The following is a 23,691-nucleotide window of genomic DNA, read 5'->3' as shown; positions in this document are numbered from 1 at the left end:
AACAAGCACTGATCATTCTCCATCAGTGCTTGAATCTATTGTCGAAAATTCATAGGTGCTCTGGGTTTCAACAGAGACGCCTTCACCTTCCGGTACCTCTCCGTGAAGGACCTGTAAAATCACCTGAGCTCTGTTATTGGCTCTTTCATAATACTGAGCTGCCAGCATCTCAGAGTCTGAATCAAACTCGTTGTCATAAGCCATATGATAAAACTCATTGGCTTTCTGCATATATTCAGCTGCTTCCACCGAGATGTCGGCAATTCCCGAAAACTGATCAGGTACGGTAGTGGCAGCCATCGCCTTGTAGCTCTCATTCATCTGATCAAGAAGATCAAGTAATTGCAATTTGGCAGCTTCGTCATCGGGATCCAGCGCATTTATCTGATTATCATACAGACTGAGCTTGTCATAAAAAGAAGTCATGCTCTCTCTGTATGTTTCAAGCTCAGGATCTTCCTTTTTGCCACAGCCTGCAAGCAACGTGCAGACTACTGCAAATGCAATAATCAAAGCCTTAAAACTCTTATTAAACAACAATATTCCCACCAACTTTTCTTTTAATCTTTATACTTGGAAGCGGCACTGAGCCTTGCCATAGCTCTTGCAAGTCCGGCCTGTGATTTCCTGAACTCCTTCATCGACTGCTTCTGATTGAGATGTTCCATTGCAAAATCATATGCTTCCTTTGCTCTGTTCTTGTCAATTTCCGCCGGCTTCTCAGCAGTGTTTACCAGAACGATGCACTCATTGTCAACAGTATACTGCACAGAGCCGATACTCACAACTCCATAAATCCACTTACCGTCTGGTTTTTTGATCTTGATCGTTCCGTCATAAATAGCATAGATCATTTCTTCATGCCCATAAAGCAGTGCCAATTCCCCATCATAGCAGGGCAAAATGATCTCCAGAGCTTCATCATCATAGAATATTCCGTTAATCGAAATGACCTTGAGGTGAAAGGCCTTAATATTCTCATGCATCTTTAAGCCTCAATATCTTTTGCTTTCTGAGCCACTTCATCAATTGTTCCTACATTGAAGAACGCAGCTTCAGGGTATTTATCCATCTCTCCGCCTATAATATACATAAATCCCTTTATTGTTTCGGAAAGAGGTACATATTTGCCCTTAAGTCCCGTAAACTGCTCGGCAACATGGAAGGGCTGTGACAAAAATCTTTGGATTTTGCGGGCTCTGTGAACTGTTGCCTTATCTTCTTCAGACAACTCCTCCATACCAAGAATTGCAATGATATCCTGAAGTTCTTTATACTTCTGAAGAATCTCCTGAACTTTCATAGCAGTGCTGTAATGTGCCTTACCAACGATGTTCTCTTCAAGAATTCGGCTTGAAGATTCAAGAGGGTCAACAGCCGGATAAATTCCCTGCTCAACTATCTTACGTGAAAGAACCGTCGTAGCATCAAGGTGTGCAAAAGTTGTAGCCGGTGCAGGATCTGTGAGGTCATCTGCAGGAACATATACAGCCTGAACTGATGTTATTGATCCGTTTCTTGTTGAAGTTATTCTCTCCTGAAGAAGTCCAAGATCGGTTGCCAAAGTCGGCTGATAGCCTACAGCTGAAGGCATTCTTCCAAGAAGAGATGAAACCTCGGAACCGGCCTGCACAAATCTGAAAATATTATCAATAAACAGAAGCACATCCTGGTTCTTGACATCTCTGAAGTACTCCGCCATTGTAAGTCCGGTTTCAGCTACGCGCATACGTGCTCCCGGAGGTTCGTTCATCTGTCCGAATACAAGAGCGGTTTTTTCGATAACTCCTGACTCTGTCATCTCAGTCCAAAGATCATTTCCTTCTCTTGAACGTTCACCTACTCCGGTGAATATAGAATAGCCACCGTGCTCAGTTGCAATGTTCTGTATAAGCTCCTGGATCAGAACGGTTTTACCAACACCTGCGCCGCCAAAAAGACCTATTTTTCCACCCTTTGCATACGGTGCAAGAAGATCGATTACCTTGATGCCTGTCTCAAGAATCTCAACAACAGGGCTCTGCTCCTCAAGCTTTGGCGGTTTTCTGTGAATCTCCCATTTATCGGCGCTGTTTACATCACCCTTTTTATCAATAGGCTCTCCGAATACATTAAATAGTCTTCCAAGTACTTCGTCCCCGACAGGAACACTTATCGGACTCCCTTCGGATATAACCTCCATACCCTTTGACAGACCTTCGCTGGGTGAAAGCATGATGCATCTGACAATATCTCCGCCGACATGCTGAGATACTTCCATCACTCTCTTTTCACCATTGACCGTTACTGTCAGAGCATCTCTGATGTATGGCAACTGTATATCCTTAAATTGTACGTCTACAACAGGTCCCATGACCTGAATAATCTTACCGTTTTCCATGCTTCTTAATTTCCTTGCTGCGTTTAAGCGCTTTTGCTCCGCTGACAACCTCTGTGATCTCCTGAGTGATCATAGCCTGTCTTTGGCGGTTATAGCTCTTTTTTAGCTCAATGATCATCTTCTCAGCATTCTTGTTGGCGTTGTCCATTGCCATCATTCTTGAATGCTGTACGCTGCAGAATGATTCTACCATTGCTCCATAAATAAAACCTGTTACATAGTTTGGGACAATATTGTCGAGAACTGCGCTTGGTGAAGGGTCCATCAGGAATTCTTCATACATATTGCCTCTTATCGGCGAGCGTTTTTGATAAAGTGCCGTAATAAAATCCAAAGGAAGAACCTTCTCCATCTTGGCCTCACATGTATTACCGTGTATGACAGTATATATCATGTAAAACTCGTCAATTTTGTGGTCATAGAAATAATCCATTATCTCTGCAGATATTTTTCTTGCTCTGTGAAGCGTAGGATTCTGAGATGTAAAAGAGAAAAACTCTTCAATATCAGCATTTTCAGCATTAAAATGATATCTTCCGACTTCACCTATAACAAAGAGTTTATGTTCACCCTTATCTTTGGCCAAAGCTTCTTCAGCAAGTTTAAGCACATTGTGATTGTATGCTCCTGCCAGCCCCTTGTCGTCAGTAAAAATGATATATCCGCGTTTTTTCTTAATCTCCGGGATATCATCCTTCGATTCAAGAAAGATATGTTCTGTACCCTCAGGAAGGTTTTTGACAACTCTCTCGATCATAGCCTTGGTAGCATAAAAGAACGGCTCTGTTTCCGAGAGTATTTTCTTGGCCTTCCTCATCTTGGTAGAGGATATCAGATACATCGCATTTGTAATTTTTCGTGTATCAGCTACGCTGTCGATCCTCTCACGGATCTCTTTGATATTAGCCAAATTACTGTACCTTTATCTCTTCGTTAAACTCATCTATCAGATCATAGATTCTCTTCTTAAGTGAATCCGAAAGATCTTTTGTCTTCTTGATCTCATCACAGACATCTCTGTGTTCTTTATTAAAGTATGTAATGAGTTTCTCTTTGTATTCATGAACCTTTCTTACAGGAACATGATCAATTCTCTTTGATCCTGCAGCCAGAAGAATAAGTACCATTTCATGCATAGCGAGCGGATGCTCCAGTGGCTGTTTTAAAAGCTCCATAAGAACAGCACCGTGATTGAGCTGATTCTTGGTAACTTCATCAAGATCCGATGAAAACTGTGTAAACACGGCCATTTCTCTGTATTGAGCCAGATCCACTCTTATGCTTCCCGTTGCTTTCTTCATAGCTTTAGTCTGCGCAGCACTACCTACACGGGATACAGAAAGTCCGACATTTACCGCAGGTCTCATACCCGAGAAGAAAAGATCACTCTCAAGGAAAATCTGACCATCTGTAATGGAGATTACATTTGTAGGGATATATGCAGATACATCCCCGGCCTGTGTCTCAATGATAGGAAGCGCAGTAATGGAACCGCCTCCCAGATCATCCGAAAGCTTACTCGCCCTCTCAAGAAGTCTTGAGTGCAGGTAAAAGACATCTCCCGGATAAGCCTCACGTCCCGGCGGCCTTTCAAGAAGAAGTGACAAAGCTCTGTAAGCAACCGCGTGCTTGGAGAGATCATCATATACTATCAGTACATCTTTTCCCTGATACATAAAGTACTCTGCAAGTGCAGCCCCTGAATATGGAGCTATATACTGAAGCGGAGCTGAATCGGATGCAGTAGAGCTTACAACTATCGTATACTTCATAGCTCCGGTCTTTTTCAGGGTAGTAATGAGCTGAGCTACAGTAGAAGCCTTCTGTCCGATAGCAACATAAATGCAGATGACTCCCTTGCCCTTCTGATTGATTATGGTATCAAGTGCGATGGAAGTCTTACCGGTCTGTCTGTCTCCAATGATCAACTCACGCTGTCCTCTTCCGATGGGGAACATTGTATCGATAGAAAGGATGCCTGTAGCCATAGGCTCATTGACAGACTGTCTCTCAACGATTCCGGGAGCTCTTTCTTCTACGGCGCGATAACCGTTTTCTTTGATGTCGCCCTTACCGTCTATCGGTGCTCCGAGAGCATCAATTACTCTTCCGATAAATGCTTCTCCGACAGGAATACCGGCTTCTTTATAGGTACGTACGGCTCTGCTACCCTGTCTTATGTTTCGCTCGTCGCCAAATAAGATACAGCCAATATGATCATCTCTGATATCCTGTGCCATACCTTTGGTTCCGTCTTCAAATTCAATTATTTCTCCATAGAAAGCATGCTCAATTCCTTCGATATTGGCTATACCGTCACCAACCCATGTAACGATACCAACTTCTCTGCCCTTAATTGAAAGTTCGAAATCATCAACTTTCTGTTTGAGCATGGGTATTATATCCCGGGAATGAACATTCTTCAGTTCGCTTCGAAGCTGTCTTGCTCTGCCCTTATCGCTCCAGTCGTATTCAAAATTACCGCATGATACGATAAATCCACCGCCGACTTCAGGGTCACAAATGCATTTAAGCTTGATGTCCGGATTTCCGACCTTCTCAATAAGGAGTTGTTTGATACTCTCAAGCTGTGACTCACTGGGTGGTGTTGAGGCATAGCGCAGAGTAGCTTTTATCTTCTTATCCATTATTAGCCCTTGCCTCATTTATGAATTTGTCATAGAGCATGCTGTCATCCTCTGAGCTGTGCTTGGTTGCTGCAATTTTGGCAGCAGCATCAATTACCATATCCTTGAGCTCATCAGCATGGAGTTCTCTCTCCTTTTCAGCCTCTGCTCTGGCATTTTGTCTTGCCTCTTTTACGATCTTATCGCCGGTCTTTCTGGCATCCATAACAATCTTCTCGTACTCTTCATATCCGAGTTTCTTGATGTCAGAGAGAATCTGCTCTTTTTCTTCATCGGCAAGCGCAATCTTCTTTTCATACTCTTTTTTGGCCGCCTTCGCTTCCTGAGTAGCCTTATCTGCAGCTTCAGTAGCTTCGTCAACCTCCTGTTGTCTCTTTGTGATTATGGCATCTATCTTGTCAAACAGGAATTTCTTCACAAAGAACAGCAATATAAGAAGATTTATTACTGTAAATAATATGTTGAACACACTAATAGTTAACACTTTATTTCCCCTTTACTATGCAGCTTTATGAGAAAAGAATGATCATGATCGCTACTACGAAACCATAAATAGCTGTTGCCTCAGCCAGAGCACATCCAAGGATCAGAAGTCTCATGATCTTGCCGTCTGCCTCGGGCTGTCTTGCAACTGCATCGGTAGCTTTTGCTGTTGCAAGGCTTATACCGATTCCTGCTCCGATACCTGTGAATGCAGCGATAGCTGCTCCGATTGCTGTTAAACTCATTTTTATATCCTCCTTTTATTCAACTGCTTCCTTAATATATAACGATGTTAAAAAGCAAAATACATAAGCCTGAATACAACCGTCAAATATATCAAAATAAATGCTCAGTGCGGCAGGTAATACTATTGGTACCACATGTTTTATGAGCTCCATGATGACTGTTGCACCTAAAATGTTACCGAATAGTCGCATGCAAAGTGAAAGCGGTCTGATAAACAGCTCCAAAACATTCATAAATGTAATGACTGCCATAGGCTCTGTGAAACTCTTAAGCCATTTCTTTGGGCCTTTTTTGATGATTCCTGCCAGCTCCACAAGCACAATACTCATCAGCGAAAGTGCCAGTGTTACATTAAGATCCATAGTTGGCGGAACCAGTCCAAAGAGACCTATCATATTTGAAAAAGCAATAAATATCAGCACAGTCACAATATACGGACAGTAAGCCATTGCCTCTTCACCAAGCAGTTCTCCGACAACTTTTCTGATCCAAAGAACGGAAGCTTCTACAGCTGCCTGTCTCTTTGATATGTTATGTACCTTGAGGTTACTGGTCAGTACTAGTATCAGCGTGATAAGGACTGCCAATACTATCCAGGACACCACCACCGATTTGTAGATGTCAAAAAAGCCGTTTCCAAACGGTACATGGATCAGCGTCTTATCTGCCATCAACAGTTCATTTAGCATTTCTTTCATGGAAAATCTTCTCCCTGACTTAAAGCTTTATTACTTTTTGTTTTTCTTGTTTTTACGACGGATCTTCTTGTATTTTTTACTGTCAAACTCTTTCTTCTTTGGAGCTTTTTCACCTCTTTCTTTTGCAAGCTCCTCTTTATACTCTGAAATTTCTTCAGTAATTTCTTTGAGTTCTTTTTCTTCCTTTATCTCATCCGCAGTTTCAACAATCTTTTCTCTTACTTTTGCCTGAACCGGGTCAGTATCATCAAAGAATATTGATTCCTTGTTTTCTAATCTGTCAGAAACCTTCATGACGAAGATGCCGAATAATTTAGGAACTTTTCCGCCATGTCTCTTAATAATATTGACCACAATGATTATTATAACAATAATCAGGACAATAGCTAAAAGAAATATTGCAATAATTATAAGTCCGATGTTATCAGGATTGCTTATTCCATAAGAAAGAGTATGTGTATTTCCTTCAAGTTCATATGTGGAATATGCACCCATCTTGCCTGTTGGCTCGAGTTCTATTCTGGTATTATCAGTAACTTCATAAAGCGCATAATTACCTGCTCCGGTGATTTTAGAGAAGAAATTTACAAATCCGTTGTAACCGCTGTCAGGTCTGAAACGAATCCGGTGAACAGCTTGTCCGTCATCAGGAATACTAAGTTCGATTACTTCCATATCTTCCAGACTGTTGCTGTTTTCGGGACTGTATTTTACTGTCCTGACGGCCTCAAGCTTATCATCATCCTTAAAATTACCATCTACAAGGAGAATCGATTGATGACGATCCTCAGAATCATCAATTGCTATGGTTGTGCGATAAAGCTTGTATGTAGCAGTTGCTGTAGTATCACAGACAAGCCTGTCGACTTCCGGAATATCCCATTCCACATAATATCCTTCTTTTTCAGGAACATCAGGATATTCTTCCGGCTTTAAGCTCTCACCGTACTTCTTGTTCATTCTGTCGATATTTTCGCTTCCGCCATCAATATCTTCATCTTCCAGAATAAAGTTTACTGTGATATTTGAAAACTCATAAGGCAGATCTCTGTAACTTACTTCATTTTCTATCTCTTCATCATTTCCGGTACTCAGTGGAACAACTTCAAGTTTTTTCTCACTCTCGTCAGTATCCTGTTGAATCTCTTCAAATACTTCGTTCTTTTGAACAGCCGCATAGCTTATGGGTTCTGCCTTCAGCGCATAGCTGACTCTGTCTATTCCTGCAAGTTCGTCACTTACAAAATAGTTGTTTCTTACTTCACCATTTTCCGCTATGTGACCGGATATTGCTCCATACCAGTTTTCTGCCCTATTAACGCTTACAAGTGTAAGGCAGTCTTTGATGTGCATACCATCACCGGTAATACCACCGACATAGGTATTTCCATCAAGTTCACCTTTTGCGTAAGACTGTATTATGTAAGATACTGATGATCCGGCAACACCGCCGACATAATTTCCGTCTGTTGACTCTATCTTGGCGTAGCTTCCACAGTTAAGAATGGTACCCATCTCCTGAAGGCCGCACACACCTCCCGCATAGTCCTTCTGGCTCTCTATATTCCCGTAGTTCCTGTTGTTTCTGAGAACACATTTGGTAATATAAGACGAATTAAGACTGGCATCTTTAATACCGGTAATATCACTTTCTTTATCAAACTCGTATTCAATTGCCATTGTTCCGGCAATACCGGATATGTCAATGTCACCTTCACATTTTCCGAAGTTGAAGCACGAATCTACAGTTGCATCAGTTGTGTATGCAGCTTCTTTGTATGATTCATCTGAATACATAGTTGTATAATCTTTGTCCAGAACACCGTCCAGCGCATCTGTATAAAGATTAAGAATATTGTTGAACTGATCATTTACAGCCTGGAGGTCACCCACGATAACGCCTGTGGCATTATTCATCTCCGAATTCAAAAGTCCAAAGTTGTCATTCATTGCTGCCATATTGTCAGCAAGACTGTTGGTATGGGCTCTGTACTCATCATCAAGTCTTGGGAATCTTATATCATCCCTTCCGGCAATATCGCTGATTATTGATTTTGTCTGCTCTCCGGCAGTTTGCAGGTTTTCAGAGGCTGCATCGAAATTAGCGACTGCAGACTGAGCATCTGTACGCGTAGCCTCATGCATCTCACCGGCATGATTTGAGTAAATCTGTGCCAGTACCTGAGCCTGAGTCTGCATATCTTTTTCATAATTTGTTGAACCTGTTACAGGGTTAACATATGTTCTTCTTGCATACTGATTTGCATCCTGCTGTGCTTTTTTAGTTGCTTTCGAGCTTAATGAACTGTCGTTAGTGGAATCAGTTGCAGGAAATGCAGTACCGTCACTATGTTTCCATGAACCGGCGGTAAAAGCTCCTTCTCCTGATTCAATGATCTCTGTAACTCTTGAATCTGAAGGATCCGAATCAATAGGCCAGCTACTATCATCAACAAGAACATCGTTTACATTGTAGTATAGAATATCTGCACTCTTGGTGCCACCGTCTTCTTTGTTGTAATCACTGTTATCTCTATGGTTTTTTACATAAAGATTATAGTAAACTTTATACGAATTATTATAGCTTCTCTCATAAATCTCGGTTCCTGCAGCAATACCGGATTTGGCAGTTTCATACTGCTGTCTCTCATCATCACTTTTTATATAGCTTTCAATATCAAGATCTCCAACGGCCTTTCTGAGGTCTTCATTTGCCTTTTTGGTATTACCGGCAGCACTGGAAAGATTATCAATAGGACCTCCGTCTTTAGAGGACTCATCCATTACATACTCAACTCTTGAAAATGCTTCATTTGTTGCACTCGAAATATCATTGGCATAATTGATCGTACCGTTTGCAAGATATCTTGTATCTTCTACTGCCTGTCCGGTGAATTTCTGTATAACAGAAAGCCTTGCAGATACAACATCAGACTGATTCTTGGTATCTGCCAGTGTCGCTGACACGGTATCATGAAGCTTGGCAATAGCTTCAGAAAGCTGATATGCAATATCTGATGCAAGGTCAATCTGAATATAAGGCTCAGCCTGACCTACTATACCACCGACATCTTTTCTTCCCTTAATCTTGCCGTTATTGGAACAGCCTAACAAATAGCCGGATTGTCTACCTGCTATACCTCCAACGTTATATCCAACGTGTTCATATCCAATCTCACCATTGTTTATGCATCTGGAAATAATGCCTATTGAAAGACCCGCAATACCGCCTGTATCGGATACTGTCACATCTGAATTAGCCTCATCGTCTTCTTTGTTGATTCCGTTCTTGATAAGATTAAGTACTTTATTGAGACTTTCCATAGAATCAACAGTGATCTCGGTATCGGTATTTGTTGTGTTTACCATGGCTTCATTACGGCAATTTGCGATATTGCCCATGTTTTCGCCACAAATTCCGCCGGTAAAATGAGTACCACTTATAAAGCCTTCAGATGTACAGAAAGAAACATTTCCTGAAAGCTGGTTCATTCCTACGATTCCGCCAATGTAGTCGTTACCCTTAATAACACCTTTGAAAGAGCATTCCCTGATTGTTCCATAGTTTTCACCGGCTATTCCACCGACTATAACAGGGCTTCCGGAAGGTATAACACTGCCTGATACATTCAGATTCTGAATGACAGCATTTTTTTCAACGTGAATAAACATGCCGATATATGACTGGCCTTTTGAAATATTCACTTCTGAAATTGTATGACCCTGACCGTCAAAAACACCGCCAAAGTCCGGTATTCCATAAAACTCTTTTCCAACTAAAGAAATATCATCCGTCAGCAGAACTTTTTTATTGTCCGACCAGGTATTAAGCTTGCAATTATTGACGAATTCAAGAAATTCATCAGCTGTGGAGATTTTAACAGTTTCAATCTCCTCGGGTACAGAAGCTGCGATATCATCTTCAATATCCGCATCTACATCTACCTTATTCTCCTGTGCCCGTTCCTGTGTTCCTGTAGTTATTACATCCTGATCTGTTGTTTCAGCATTTTCAGGTTCGTTTTCAGCAAATACAACAAGTCCTGAAGTGGTAAACAAAGCTAAAGCTAAAAGCGAAGCAATTAATTTCTTTTTCATTTCAAATGCCCTCCCCTTCCGGACCGTTCGGGGCGGTTTCCTCTTCATTATTCTCATCAATCATCTTGACGTCTCCATTTTCGATATAAGCGCTGACATTGCCTTTAACAACAGCATGTACGACACCGTTTATGGTTCCGTCGATATGTCCTCTTACAACTCCGTCAATCCTCATAGCACCTGCAACCTGTCTGTTCTGAAGAGGCATGTTCATTACAAATGCCGTAAGTTCAATAACCTTATCACCAACAAGCAGAATCTGAGGAAGAACAAACATTGTGACAATAATGGAAATAATTGTTCCTCTTCCGAGGCACTTTCCAATTCCGTAAATTACGGCATCAGATGTCATCTTACCTATGAGAATACCTGCAACAGCCATCATCGTACCTGATGTGATGATTGTCGGGAACGAAAGATTCATTGTATCAATGATGGCATCTCTTTTACCCATTCTCTCACGCAGCTCAGTATATCTTCCTGCAATAACGATCGCATAATCAATATTGGCACCCATCTGGATAGAACTAACGATAAGATAACCAAGGAAGAAAAGATTCTCATGCTGAATTGCAGGGAATGAGAAATTGATCCAGATACATCCCTGAATAACAGCAATAAGAAGAACCGGCATACCTGCTGATTTAAATGTAAACAAGAGCACTACAAGTACTGCAAGTACCGACATTACAGATGTAACTTTGGTATCCCTTGCATTACACTTCAAAAGATCGTACTCACTTACTGTATTACCTACTACATAGATCTTATCTTCGTCGTAGTATTTCTCCGTAATCTTGTGAAGCCACTGTATAAATTCAAAAGACTCGTCCGATTCTTCGGGAAGGTTCATATAAACGAGAATTCTTGAGTAATCAGGACCCTGAAGCTGTTTCTTGGCAAAATTCATCATCCTGTTTGCATCTTCAAGCTTCTGCATAAGCTCATCATCAAGGGTTACATAGCCCTCCTCAACTTCTTGGTACACAAACATAAACATATCAATAAGAGGTACTTTGTAATTGGCAAGTCCGTTGACAGCCTTAGCATAATCTTTGTCATTAACAGCATATGCTGCATATACAAGCTCTGCTATTTCGTAGTCTATATCAAGGAGCTCAGAGAATTGTCTTGGTGAAAGCTTGTCTGTAAGTGTATATCCACCGATAGCCTCTGTATTGGCAAGGCCTGTTATGGAAGATACTTCATCATAAGTCAAAAGCTCATCGATAAGTTTTTTCTCTTTTTCATAATCTCCCGATGGAAATACAAGAGCAACCATAGGATCTGTAGGGAAGTTTTCATCCTGAAGATTCTGCGCTACTTGTACTTCATTGGTAAGCGGCGGATGGATCTTGGTATATCCGTAAACATACGGTGTTTTTGAAGAAACGATATTAGCGATGATGATTACCACTACAAACAAAGGGGCAACAATATATCTTGATGAATAAGCAAATTTGCCTACGAAAGGAATCGGAGGTACAAAGTTCCTATGCTTGGTCTTCTCCATAAGCTTGGAAAATACCATGATAAGACCGGGCATCAAAAGAAATACCGACATAAGACTGAGAATAATAGCCTTAATAAGCACAATACCCAGATCAACGCCGATGCCAAACTGCATAAAGAGCATGGCAACAAGACCACCTATTGTGGTAAGCGAACTTCCTGTAATCTCAGGAATGGATTTTGTAAGTGCAATAACTGTTGCTTCTCTGTAGGGAAGATTTTTAGACAGTTCTTCTTTGTATCTGTTAAGGTAAATAATTGCATAGTCAACAGACAGTGCCAGCTGCAATACTATAGTTACAGAATCAGATACAAAAGAAATGGTTCCAAGGAAGAAATTCGTTCCCATCTGAACCAGTGCTGCGCTTCCAAAAGTAATGAGAAGTACGGGTATCTCTGCATATGCTTCGCAGGTAAAAAGAAGTACAGCAAGTACTACAAAGACAACAAGAACCGTAATGACACTCATCTCTTTTTCGATAAGAGCTGAGTGTACATCGCCGAGTTCCGTAGACAGATATGTGTCATAAGGCTCAAAATACTCTTTTACCTTATCAAGAGCAACCAGAGCCTGCTCATCTTTTTGGTCATAGTCGAAGGTTATATTAAAAAGAGCTGAACCATTGTTGTAATGGTCTTTAGAATCATCAACATCGGCAGAAAACACACCCTCAATGTCTTCAACCTGTTTCTGTATTTCAAGAGCCTGATCATAGGAGATGTTTGCCACCATCACTTTTGCAGTGCCGTAGGTGGTAAACTGTTCCTCCATAAGATCAAGTCCCTGTCTTGTTTCGGTTGTACCTGGCAGATAAAAAGCAAGATCGTTTTCTACGCTTACCCATTTGCTGGCCACAAATGCAAAAATACCTAAAATTGCATAAATAAGGAAAAACAGATTGCGTTTATCAACGATAAAAGCGCAAATCTTAAGCATAAAGCTGTTACCAGCTTTTTCTTTTTCTTCCATAACCCTAACCCCACATAAGATTTATTTTTTTATAATTATTTAGTTTCTGCAATTTCACCTGCAAGAAGATAGATAAGAGGTGAATTCCAGTAAATTGTTATTTCATTTGTTGAGTAACTCTGTGCATTGTCTGCATAGCACTTTGCACTTGCAGTACCCTTTAATACATTCTGAACATACGGATCGTTAAGTCCGCTGTTTGGTCCTCCAACCAGCATTCCCGGGACAGTAACTCCTTTAGCCTGGGAAGGTCTGTGATGAGGATGATCCGAATAAATAGTTCCGAATCCTGTAAAGAAGCAGTATCCTGTAGCATTGTTTCCAAAGAGATAATTGAGCTGCATATCTGCAACATTCTTGTTGTAGGTATCAATAAGGTCTTTCATCATGAGCATATACTGACCGTTATTGGCTATAGTAAGATTGCTTCCCCATGGGTAAGCTCCTACAATAGATGAACCATAAGAATACTTGGCAGCATTGGATACTATACTCTTACCCATTTTGTCAGCTTCGTCTTTTACAAGCTTAGTCAATTCAGCATCTGCACCTTCGGATGTAAGATATGCATAAGCACCATAACCGGCTACGCCTTGCCATCCGAGAGAATATCCGTTATCAGGAAGCTCGTTCTTTAGCAGTTCCTCGTAAGACTTATCTCCTGTTGTCTTAAAGAGCTCTGCATATGCCCAGAATCTTTCGTCAACATCATAAACATCTTCGTATTCGCCTGTTGCAATATCTTCAGGATTCTTATAACCGACCTTGTCTCGCGGAGTCTTTTCAATATACTCAGCAGCCTTTTTGGCTGCATCAAGACATTTATTTGAATAATCCTGATCGATATCAGCATATACGCGATAAGCCATCGCCATAACACCGGCAAAATCAGCAGTTGAAGTTGTTGTCACAGGCATGATCACAAGTTCGTCCGTCTCTTCCTCAGGCATAATCTCTCCGGGGAAGTTTCTGCATGTTACCTTATGATAAACACCGCCGTCATCTCTCTGCATCTTAAAGAGCCAGTCAAGTTCATATTTTGCTTCATCGAGGATATCCGGGATTCCGTTTCCGCTCTCAGGAATTCCCAAAGCATCGTCAAATACATCCGGATAGTTCTCATAAGCAAGAAGAAGATCTGCAACAGCCTTAGCTCCTGCCACTGAATATCTTCCATAATCTCCTGCGTCATGCCATCCGCCTGAAACATCAAGCTTTTTTGAATTATCTTCATACAAAACCGCCAAATCCGAGTGGCAAACAGCATGAGCAAATTCACCGGCAAGATCAGCAGTAAGTTCTGTGCCGCATCTCTGATAATAAAGCATTTTGATTGAAGCCTTTAAAGCATCTTCATAAACATCATCAGATATCTTGAATGAATGAGACACAACATCTCCTGCTTCAATGTGATACATTCCCTCATCCGTGATGTCCGAGAAATTGAATATAGCTTCTTTTTCACCGGTATCAGGATCATCAATGCTGTTATTGATATCCTTCTCAAATACGGTTTCACCGGTATCTTCCTTGATAAGAACGGCAGTCTTTCCAAGAGTAGAACCTTTAAGTGTTGCGCTCTTATAAGCTCCGGGAAGATATCCTATTTGATTTACTGCAATATCAGGCATATCATTTCCTCCACTGCTTGCAACTCTGTTAGTTGCATCTATCAGGGTAAGATCGAAATTATCAAGATATACGTGATGCTCAGGTGTCTTGGGATCTGTATCATCCACAACACCCATATTTATACAAAATCTCGGAGCAGGATCTCCGGTTTCAGTCATTGTAAAAGTGTATTCGTATGTCTGTTTCTCTTTTCCGATTTCCTGGTGATTCTCAAAATATGCATGATAGTCACCGCCGTTTAACTGAAATCTGATTTCAAGAATTTTGCTGTCTATATCTGTATATGCGTCAAAAGACAGCTTGTAAACACAGCCTTCATCCAGCGAAAAGCCGTCATGATAAAGCTGAACGCCATGCGCTACGGTTCCAAGGCTTTTGATATCAACATCAAGTTCACCATCGCCTGTAGTAGAAAGCTCGCACAGACCGTCCTGACAGAAAGTCATCCATGGATCCACTCCATTTGAGAAGTCGCCGTTATCCAGCATGTTCTCGCCTGTAAGTTCAATTGGTTCCGCTTCTTTTTCAGGTTCCTGAGTCTCTTTAGCTTCTTCAGACTCCTGTGTTCTATCTTCAGCCGGCTGTTCCTCAACAGCTTCCTGAACTTCCTGCTGTGACGATTCCTCTGTAGCCGCCGGTTCAGGTGCATTGTTACCGGCACAGGCTGTCATGCTAAACACAAGGACTGCTGATATACCTGCAGCAAAAATCCTTTTCAAAGTATCCCTTTTCATTTCCCAAACTCTCCCGTTTAACCTTATTTAAGATCATATTCCAGCTTAACTGTTATTGAAGCTGTCTTATTTCTTGAAGTTGTATCAAAAGCACCGTCATATGAATAGCTGCTTGTACCTGAGTTAGTGGCCGTTATCTGAAATACACCAAGATTGGAATTACGAAGCTTGCCGACTCTTGCGCCTGAATTCTTGGCCATAATATCTATTCTCTCTCTGGCATTGGCTGTTGCCTGCTCAATAAGTGAGAGTTTAAGATCATCAAGGCCTGTATAGTAATATTCAGGTGCCTGAGATTCAAATTCAACTCCTGTCTCAAGAAGGCTTGAGATGTCTCTTGATATTTTCTCAACCTTATCAATATCTGTTGATGTTACGCTTACAGACTGAGATAAGCTGTAACCATCCTGTTCCCTGCCTATATAGTTGCCATTATCATCATAGATATCTCTGTAAGTCTTCCATATATCAACTGAATTAAAGATGATCTCATCTTCGGTGATTCCGTTCGCAAGAAGATAGTTTTTAACAACTGCACTGTCTTTCTTAATCTTGTCATAGGCAGCTTTTGATGTGTAATCAGCTGCGGAAAAAGAGCCTCTCCATATAATAAGATCAGACTCAAAGTCTACATTGGCACTTCCCGTTGCAGAAATTGTATGTACACTCTCTGACCTGAAATGAGAAAGACCAAGTGCAATCACACAGCAACTTGCAACAATACTAAGTCCTATTATGAGAGCTGTTACCCAGCTCTTACTTGTCTTTGTATTTTCCATATCTTCTCCTCCATTACAATACAGTTAGTTCTTGAAGCTGTGTACCGGAGCCGGAATTCTTCCTCCTCTGTTAACAAATTCATCGCAGGAAAACTTGTTAACCGGCATTATAGGTGCATATCCCAAAAGTCCACCGAATTCAACCGTTTCACCAACTCCCTTTCCTATTACAGGAATCAGTCTTACAGCAGTTGTTTTCTGGTTTATCATACCAATTGCCATCTCGTCCGCAATGATACCGGCTATTGTAGTATCCCTGGTATCTCCGGGAATTGCTATCATATCAAGTCCGACGGAACATACGCATGTCATGGCTTCTAATTTTTCTAGTGTAAGGGCACCTGCTTCAACCGCATCGATCATACCCTGATCCTCACTTACAGGGATGAATGCTCCTGAAAGTCCTCCTACATATGAAGATGCCATTACACCGCCCTTCTTAACCTGATCATTCAAAAGGGCAAGTGCGGCGGTTGTACCCGGTGCTCCGGCATGCTCAACACCGATTTCATGAAGAATATCAGCTACACTGTCTCCGATTGCAGGTGTAGGAGCAAGTGAAAGGTCTATGATACCGAACGGAACTCCAAGTCTCTTGGATGCTTCCTGTGCAACAAGCTGACCAACTCTTGTAACCTTGAAAGCTGTCTTTTTGATAGTCTCACAAAGTACCTCGAAGTTCTCACCTCTTACCTTTTCAAGAGCTGTCTTAACAACTCCGGGTCCGCTGACACCGACATTTATTATCTTGTCAGCTTCTGTTACACCATGGAAGGCTCCTGCCATAAACGGATTATCATCCGGTGCGTTGCAGAATACAACGAGCTTTGCACAGCCCAAAGAATCTTTTTCTTTGGTAGCTTCAGCAGTCTTTTTTACAATGGTTCCCATGAGTCTTACGGCATCCATATTGATACCGGTCTTGGTAGAACCTACATTTATTGATGAGCATACAACATCGGTTGTTGAGAGTGCCAGCGGAATGGATTCAATAAGCATTCTGTCGGACTCAGTCATGCCCTTACTTACAAGTGCGGAATAACCTCCTATGAAGTTAACACCTACAGCCTTGGCTACTTTATCAAGAGTGGCAGCAATTTTTGCAAAATCCTCAGGCTTCTTGCAGGCTGCTCCACCTATAAGTGCTATGGGTGTCACAGAAATTCTCTTATTGACGATCGGAACACCAAATTCCCTTGCAATCTGATCTCCGGTTTTTACCAGGTCTTTTGCCGTGTCATAAATCTTGTTGTAAATATTGTCACAAAGTTTATCAAGGTCACTGTCAATGCAGTCCATAAGGCTAATACCAAGGGTGATGGTCCTGACATCCAGGTTTTCCTTCTCGATCATTTCATTGGTCTCTACGACCTCGTATATATTAATCATTTTTTAATCCTCTACTTTTTCACAAGGTAGTTGCGCTTACAGCCTATGCATTGAATCAAATATCTCTTCTCTCTGGCACTTGATAACAACTCCGATCTCCTTGCCAAGAGACTCAAGATCATCAGCAACAGTGTTAAACTCCTTGTCTGTTCCTGACATATCAACGATCATCATCATATTAAAATATCCGCTTACAATTGTTTGGGAAATATCAAGAATATTGATCTTGGACTCTGCAAGATATGTGCAGACTTTGGCGATGATCCCCACTGTGTCTTTTCCTACTACAGTAATAATAGTTTTATTCATAACACTCTCCTCCGTTTAATATGTTCTCAGAACTCAATCACAGGTGAAAGGCAGCTTCTCTCCGCGACCATTATCGGGAAATCATTGCCATGATAAGGTGTATCTCCCATTTCAATCTCAACCCTTACTGTTTCATAAGCCAGTTCAGGAAGATTGTTCTCCTTGGACAAATGTCCCAGGAAAATGCCTTTCATTCTGTCATTTAAAAGACTGCACAGAAGCTCTCCGCTCTTTTCATTGGAAAGATGTCCCTTATCCCCAAGGATTCTGGTTTTTAGGATATAAGGGTAAGGTCCTGTCTGAAGCATCCTCACATCGTGATTGGCTTCCAATAAAAGTGCATCGCAACCTGACAGAGCGCTGACTGTATACTGATCATAGCAGCCAAGGTCTGTTGCGATGCCAACCTTCTTGTCTCCGCAATACACCCTATAACCGCAGGGCTCAAGGGCATCATGGGAAATTCTCATTGGATTTATTATCATGTCACCAACTACTACGGCTTCATCTACTCTGACAGGAATAAAGGATGAAAAATCAATCTCACCCTTTTTATCAGAATTTCTTATTCCGGTAATGGTGCCTTCTGTGGCATATACTGGTATGTGGTGCTTTTTAAGGATTGTACGGATAGCAGCAATATGATCTGCATGTTCATGAGTCACAAAGATCGCGTTTATATCATCAAAACTAAGATCGAGCTGCTCCAGTCCTTCACCGATTCTCTTTTTGCTAACTCCGGCGTCCACAAGGATATGGGTGTTGTCTGAACCCACATAAGTACAGTTTCCGCTGCTTCCGCTGGCAATACTTGTAAATCGCATTATTTCCAATAAACCTCTATCTTATCGCCTTCTTTTATAGGCTGCATATAATCCGGTGTAGAGCCGTTAAGTGTAGTCACAATGCTCCTTCCGTTTGGCTTTGAAAGATCAAAGTCGATGGCATCGAAAATATCTACAAAGATATAATCTGATTTGCCATGAAGTGTAATAGCTTCGTTGTTCACAATAATGTGAAGATCATGAGCAAGGATATTCCTTACTACTTCAGTCTCAGATTCTTCACTCTCAGACTTCTCATAGGTTCCGTCATCATCCGGAAGATCATCGAAAGTAAGCTGACCGTCTTTATCAGCTTTCAGCCTTGCTTCATAATCAATATTCTCATAGGATTCCTCATTAGCCTGAGAAACAGCCATTTCATCGGCACTCGGGAAATCCTTGTAATAATCCATGATCATATCTTCCTGATCCTTGAACTCAACCTTGAAGTTCTCGTAAACAGGAGTATTGGCATCGCCTCTTTCATTGTTGACGATAATTACCATATCTTCTGTTAGCTTTATATCCATAAGCTCAGCAATCTGTGCAGCTGTATTATAATCAAGAATCTTGACATCGTCTCCGGCTGCTATGTCATAATAACCGGTCTGTGCTTCTCCGTTTACAGTAGCATATCTTGATGCCTCAACGTTTTTGCCGTTTACATTGACATTAAACTTGGTCTTGAATTCAGGTATATTCTCGATTGTAGCCTTACCGGGAGCGCCGGCTGTTGACGGCGTTACGTTGATGATATCGTTTGCATGGATCTTGGAGTGAATATCAGCAGGCTTACCGTTAAGCTGTATTACGGCAGCTTCACCCGGCTCACCTCTGGATGTTCTCTCTTTGCCGTTAACAGTATATTTGAGCTCCGCTCCGCGCTTAGGGAAAAGATCCTCGTTGGGGAATGCAGCCTGCATGGCAGCATCAACGATCTGGAGCTTACCGTTATCATAAATCTTGGTCTGTGTTCCGTTGAATGAAACAAAGATAAAGTTATTTGCTTCCTCATAGTAGCTTATACAAATGCCAAGAGGAGTTACAAGAAGTGAATCTCTGTCGATTCCGTCATTATTAAGGAAAGTAATGTTCTTCATTACTTCCTCGCCTCTAAGTGCGACACGCTCCTCGGGAATATCCATATCCTTGGCAATTGCCTTGGTATATCCTGGCACGCATCCACCTCCGCCGACTACGAATACAGCGCTTACAGCTCTATCACCGTTAAGGCGCTTTATCTCATCCGTTGCCTTCTGAGCCATCTCCTCTACCTTGGGCTTGATGATTCTTGCAATCTCTTTGGAAGAAATTGTCTTATTTAAGCCCATGATGTCGACATAATCAACCTGTTCCTGATGACTTGCCTTGATCTTGATCTCGTCTGCAGCATTAAAGTCAACCAGACAGTGCTGTGCAATTATCTCTGTTATATCATCACCTGCGATAGGAAGCATTCCGTAAGCGGTTATCGAACCATCGTCAGTTACACAAATATCTGAAGTTCCTGCACCCACATCAACAAGTGCAAGATTCAGCATCCTGAATCTGTCGGGGATAGCAACCATCATGGCTGCTATAGGCTCGAGAGTGAGGTTTGCAACATTTAAATTTGCTCTCTCACATGCCTTATAAAGACCATCAACACAATCATCCGGAAGGAATGTGGCAATAAGCTCAACACTCACCTTGCCCGCATTATGTCCCTCAAGATTTGCAATCTGATAGCCGTCAAGATAATAATGCATAACGGAATAACCAACCAGGTAGAACTTAAGGTCGGATGTGTTCTTATTAAGAAACTCTGAATATGCCTGCTCTACAGCAGCTGAATCCAGGTTATAGATATCTTCATCGGTTATGGTATGGTTGTCCGGATACTCATAATCATATGTGGTCCTGACTGTCTGAAGTACACGACCCGCAGCAGCTATGCAGACATCTGTAAGATGAATGTCTGTCTGCTGTTCAAGCTTGTCAGTCACCTTCCTGATAGTGGCTCCAACCTTGCCTATATCGTGGATCTGTCCGTCCAGCATAGCTCTTGTCTCATGCTTCTCAACAGCCTGAGCAATAACATTAAACTGGTTGTCATTCATGTAACCCACTGTTCCGACAACGCTTCTGGTTCCTATGTCCAGTCCGTATACTACCTTCTGATCTGCCTGTTCTAAGCTTGCCATTATGCTTTCCACTCCCCGATTTTTTTGTCGATCTGCATTGTAGCCTCTTTCAGGGTTTTTGAATTATCAATTACGAAATCCGCATTCTCCCTGAAAGTTTTATCGTCCAACTGGGATCCGAATATCTTGTCAATCTTCTCATCGGTATAGCCTCTGGATTCCTTAAGACGCTTTCTTCTTGTGGACTCATCCGCGTATACATACCAAAGCTCATCCACAAAATTTTTGTAACCGTTCTCTATCAAAAGAGCTGCTTCCACAAATACAAAGTCCAGCTCTCCCTTTTCCCGCTCATTGTCTATTATATTAATAATAAATGTATTTACTGCAGGATGCAAAATATTATTGACTGAGGAAAGTAGTTTTTCATTGCCGAAAATGGCTTCAGCCATTTTCTTTTTGTCTATTTCACCGGTTTCATCAAGGATTCCGTCTCCCAGAAGAGCAAGAAGCTCATCATAGGCAGGATAGCCCTTTTTCTTGATGTCATTGGCCACATTGTCCGAATATATCACCCTGGCATTGTAGTTCTCTTCGATATATCCGAGAACAGCACTCTTTCCTGCACCAACGCCTCCGGTGATGCCTATTATATTCGTCTCTCCGGATTTTAACTTATTTTGCTTCATACCAGTCACTTCCTGTGTGGCAGTCTACTTCCATCGGGACTGACAGCTCTACTGCCTTCTCCATCTCTTTTGTAAGTATATCCGAAACCTGCTCTATCTCATCAGGTGCGGTTTCTATAAGAAGTTCGTCGTGGATCTGCAAAATCAGTCTGGATTTCAAGTTCTCTCTTTTAATCCTGTAAAAGACATTTATCATTGCGATCTTCATTATATCTGCAGCAGTTCCCTGTATAGGGGCGTTCATCGCAACTCTCTCACCAAACTGTCTCATCATGTAATTGCCGGACTTTAGTTCAGGAATAGGGCGTCTTCTTCCGAACATCGTCTCAGAATAGCCCTTGTTCTTGGCATCTTGAATGACTCTGTTCTGATAGTCCCTTACTCCCGGATATGTTTCAAAATACTTCTCCATATATTCCTTGGCTTCGCCAACTGATATGGAAAGATCCTGAGACAGGCCAAAAGAACTGATCCCGTAAACTATACCAAAGTTAACTGCCTTGGCATTACGTCTCTGGAGTGGCGTTACCTCTTCAAAAGGAACATGAAATACCTTGGATGCTGTTATTCTGTGAATATCATCGCCTTCGTGATAAGCGCTTATCAGTCCCTGATCCTCTGACATATGCGCAAGGATCCTTAGCTCAATCTGTGAGTAATCCGCATCGGCAAATACATAACCATCCTTGGGCACAAAGACCTTTCGGATAAGCCTTCCCAGTTCTGTTCTCATAGGTATATTCTGAAGATTCGGTTCTGTTGAGCTGATACGTCCGGTTGCAGTTATTGTCTGATTAAAGCTTGTGTGTATCCTCTCGTCCTTCTCTATGAAAGCAGCAAGTCCGTCAGCATAAGTTGATTTAAGCTTGGCCAGTCCTCTGTATTCAAGTATATCTGCAACTATCTTATGCTCGGGCGCAAGCTTCTCAAGCACGTCAGCTGCCGTCGAATAGCCGGATTTAGTCTTCTTTTCGGCAGGAAGCCCAAGCTTCTCAAATAAAATCTCACCAAGCTGCTTGGGAGAATTGATATTGAACTCACATCCTGCAGCTTCATATATCAGTTTCTCAAGTTCTTCGATACGAACTTGAAGTTTGTCACCGTATTCCTTGAGTGCATCTCTTTTTGCTATGATTCCTTCATCTTCCATAGCATAGAGAATGTATGAAAGAGGCATTTCTATATTGTAAAAGAGCTCTTCCATACCTGTCTTTTCCAATTTATTCCTGATTATGGGAGCAGCCATATAACATGTAGCAGCAATCTTGCCTGCATAATCGGCAACAATGTTCTCATCGCAGACAGAGAGTTTCTCCTTGCCGAATACATCACTCTTTTTAGGAAGCGGGATTCCAAGATATTCGCTGCAAATGTCCCATATCTGATAATCATTCTTGATAGGATTGATAACATATGCACCTATAAGAACATCAAAGGCTCTTACACTGCTCTTATAGCCGGTATCATCTTTGCTGTAGCCGGAAGTTCTTTCTTTCATCTCTGTAGGAACATAGAATCTGAAGTCATCTTTCATGTCAAAACCTGAAAGAGATGCCTTCTGACTGAGCTCTGACAGTTTCTGTCCCAGATATGAAGCAGTTATAAAATTCACAACAGGTATATAGTATGCATTCTCATCATCAAAGCAAAGCGATAGTCCAAGTGCTTCTACAGAGGATTTTTCATTGCCGTTTCTCTCAGTAACGAAATGATATCCAACAAATCTGTCAGTCTTACTCCCAGCGCTTTCAGCAGCCTTAGAGAATATCTTCTCGACCTCACTAAGATCAGATGTCACAGTAAGTGTATGCTTAAACTTCGGAAGTTCTTTGACGCTTCCGGAAGGTGAAAGACTCTTTAATATTTCATCAACTGAAGATTTTACAGACTCTGTCACTTCTAATTCCGAGTCTGTATCTGCCCCTTCGATTGATGCGATAAGTTCTGCAAATCTTCCGATCTGCCATTTAACGTCTTCCGTAAAAGAGCTTGTATCTGAATCAAATGTCAGCTTTAAAGCCTTTAAATCAGGCGCTGCCAAAAGCTCTTTGAGTTTAAAGAAAGCTCCGTAAAGACCGCTGATGTGATTGCCCTCAGAATCGGTAAAGTCCGGAATAGCATAGAAAGCATCTCTTATTAATTTGTTTCCATCAATGATAGTTGTATTATCTGACATA

The 23,691-nt window shown here is 41.6% G+C and carries 18 protein-coding genes; all 18 read right to left on the bottom strand.

What is annotated here, in order from left to right; translation table 11 throughout:
* Positions 1-12 precede the first annotated feature (12 nt).
* The 18 genes from G590_RS0110925 to polA are packed head-to-tail and all read right to left on the bottom strand — an operon-like array spanning position 13 to position 23,690.
* Positions 13-537 carry a hypothetical protein gene (locus G590_RS0110925; protein WP_022765704.1) on the bottom strand — a complete coding sequence of 175 codons (525 nt, stop codon included), beginning with the start codon at positions 535-537 and terminating at the stop codon, positions 13-15.
* Between the two features lie 23 nt (positions 538-560).
* The gene (atpC, locus tag G590_RS0110920; protein ID WP_022765703.1) at positions 561-986 is read right to left on the bottom strand and encodes an ATP synthase F1 subunit epsilon; all 426 of its coding nucleotides are present in this window, start codon (positions 984-986) and stop codon (positions 561-563) included.
* A 2-nt stretch (positions 987-988) separates the two neighbouring features.
* Positions 989-2,380 carry a F0F1 ATP synthase subunit beta gene (atpD, locus tag G590_RS0110915; protein ID WP_022765702.1) on the bottom strand — a complete coding sequence of 464 codons (1,392 nt, stop codon included), beginning with the start codon at positions 2,378-2,380 and terminating at the stop codon, positions 989-991.
* Complete coding sequence (gene atpG / locus G590_RS0110910; RefSeq protein ID WP_022765701.1) at positions 2,367-3,290, bottom strand: ATP synthase F1 subunit gamma; 924 nt, start codon at positions 3,288-3,290, stop codon at positions 2,367-2,369. The genes atpD and atpG overlap by 14 nt, the downstream gene beginning before the upstream one ends.
* Position 3,291: 1 nt before the next feature.
* Complete coding sequence (gene atpA, locus G590_RS0110905; RefSeq protein ID WP_242829768.1) at positions 3,292-5,028, bottom strand: F0F1 ATP synthase subunit alpha; 1,737 nt, start codon at positions 5,026-5,028, stop codon at positions 3,292-3,294.
* Positions 5,021-5,512, bottom strand: coding sequence for a F0F1 ATP synthase subunit B family protein (locus G590_RS0110900; RefSeq protein ID WP_081641060.1), 492 nt, complete (start codon positions 5,510-5,512; stop codon positions 5,021-5,023). Before G590_RS0110900 ends, atpA begins: the two co-directional genes overlap by 8 nt.
* 25 nt (positions 5,513-5,537) lie before the next feature.
* Complete coding sequence (gene atpE / locus G590_RS0110895) at positions 5,538-5,756, bottom strand: ATP synthase F0 subunit C (RefSeq protein WP_022765699.1); 219 nt, start codon at positions 5,754-5,756, stop codon at positions 5,538-5,540.
* Positions 5,757-5,771: 15 nt separating this feature from the next.
* On the bottom strand, positions 5,772-6,446 hold the full coding sequence (locus tag G590_RS0110890; RefSeq protein ID WP_442852346.1) for a F0F1 ATP synthase subunit A: 675 nt from the start codon (positions 6,444-6,446) through the stop codon (positions 5,772-5,774).
* 39 nt (positions 6,447-6,485) lie between these two features.
* Positions 6,486-10,553, bottom strand: coding sequence for a hypothetical protein (locus G590_RS0110885; RefSeq protein ID WP_022765697.1), 4,068 nt, complete (start codon positions 10,551-10,553; stop codon positions 6,486-6,488).
* Between the two features lies 1 nt (position 10,554).
* On the bottom strand, positions 10,555-13,035 hold the full coding sequence (locus G590_RS19260; RefSeq protein ID WP_022765696.1) for an MMPL family transporter: 2,481 nt from the start codon (positions 13,033-13,035) through the stop codon (positions 10,555-10,557).
* 35 nt (positions 13,036-13,070) lie between these two features.
* Positions 13,071-15,401, bottom strand: coding sequence for a glycoside hydrolase family 9 protein (locus G590_RS0110875; RefSeq protein ID WP_022765695.1), 2,331 nt, complete (start codon positions 15,399-15,401; stop codon positions 13,071-13,073).
* Positions 15,402-15,424: 23 nt separating this feature from the next.
* Positions 15,425-16,180: an SIMPL domain-containing protein gene (locus tag G590_RS0110870; RefSeq protein WP_022765694.1), complete on the bottom strand. Its 756-nt coding sequence runs from the start codon at positions 16,178-16,180 to the stop codon at positions 15,425-15,427.
* A gap of 24 nt (positions 16,181-16,204) precedes the next feature.
* Positions 16,205-17,569 (bottom strand): PFL family protein, encoded by a 1,365-nt coding sequence (locus tag G590_RS0110865; RefSeq protein WP_022765693.1) that lies wholly within the window; start codon positions 17,567-17,569, stop codon positions 16,205-16,207.
* 36 nt (positions 17,570-17,605) lie between these two features.
* The gene (locus tag G590_RS0110860; RefSeq protein WP_022765692.1) at positions 17,606-17,878 is read right to left on the bottom strand and encodes an ACT domain-containing protein; all 273 of its coding nucleotides are present in this window, start codon (positions 17,876-17,878) and stop codon (positions 17,606-17,608) included.
* 26 nt (positions 17,879-17,904) lie between these two features.
* Positions 17,905-18,702 carry an MBL fold metallo-hydrolase gene (locus G590_RS0110855; RefSeq protein ID WP_022765691.1) on the bottom strand — a complete coding sequence of 266 codons (798 nt, stop codon included), beginning with the start codon at positions 18,700-18,702 and terminating at the stop codon, positions 17,905-17,907.
* Positions 18,702-20,885: a cell division protein FtsA gene (locus tag G590_RS0110850; protein ID WP_022765690.1), complete on the bottom strand. Its 2,184-nt coding sequence runs from the start codon at positions 20,883-20,885 to the stop codon at positions 18,702-18,704. The genes G590_RS0110855 and G590_RS0110850 overlap by 1 nt, the downstream gene beginning before the upstream one ends.
* Positions 20,885-21,514 (bottom strand): dephospho-CoA kinase, encoded by a 630-nt coding sequence (coaE, locus tag G590_RS0110845; RefSeq protein ID WP_022765689.1) that lies wholly within the window; start codon positions 21,512-21,514, stop codon positions 20,885-20,887. The genes G590_RS0110850 and coaE overlap by 1 nt, the downstream gene beginning before the upstream one ends.
* On the bottom strand, positions 21,501-23,690 hold the full coding sequence (polA, locus tag G590_RS19255; protein WP_022765688.1) for a DNA polymerase I: 2,190 nt from the start codon (positions 23,688-23,690) through the stop codon (positions 21,501-21,503). The genes coaE and polA overlap by 14 nt, the downstream gene beginning before the upstream one ends.
* Position 23,691 lies beyond the last annotated feature (1 nt).

The organism is Butyrivibrio sp. XPD2006, from assembly GCF_000420865.1.
In the GTDB taxonomy this organism is placed as follows: Bacteria; Bacillota; Clostridia; order Lachnospirales; family Lachnospiraceae; genus Butyrivibrio.
Note: the sequence above shows the minus strand (reverse complement) of the source record. Positions and strands in the feature narration are given on the sequence as shown.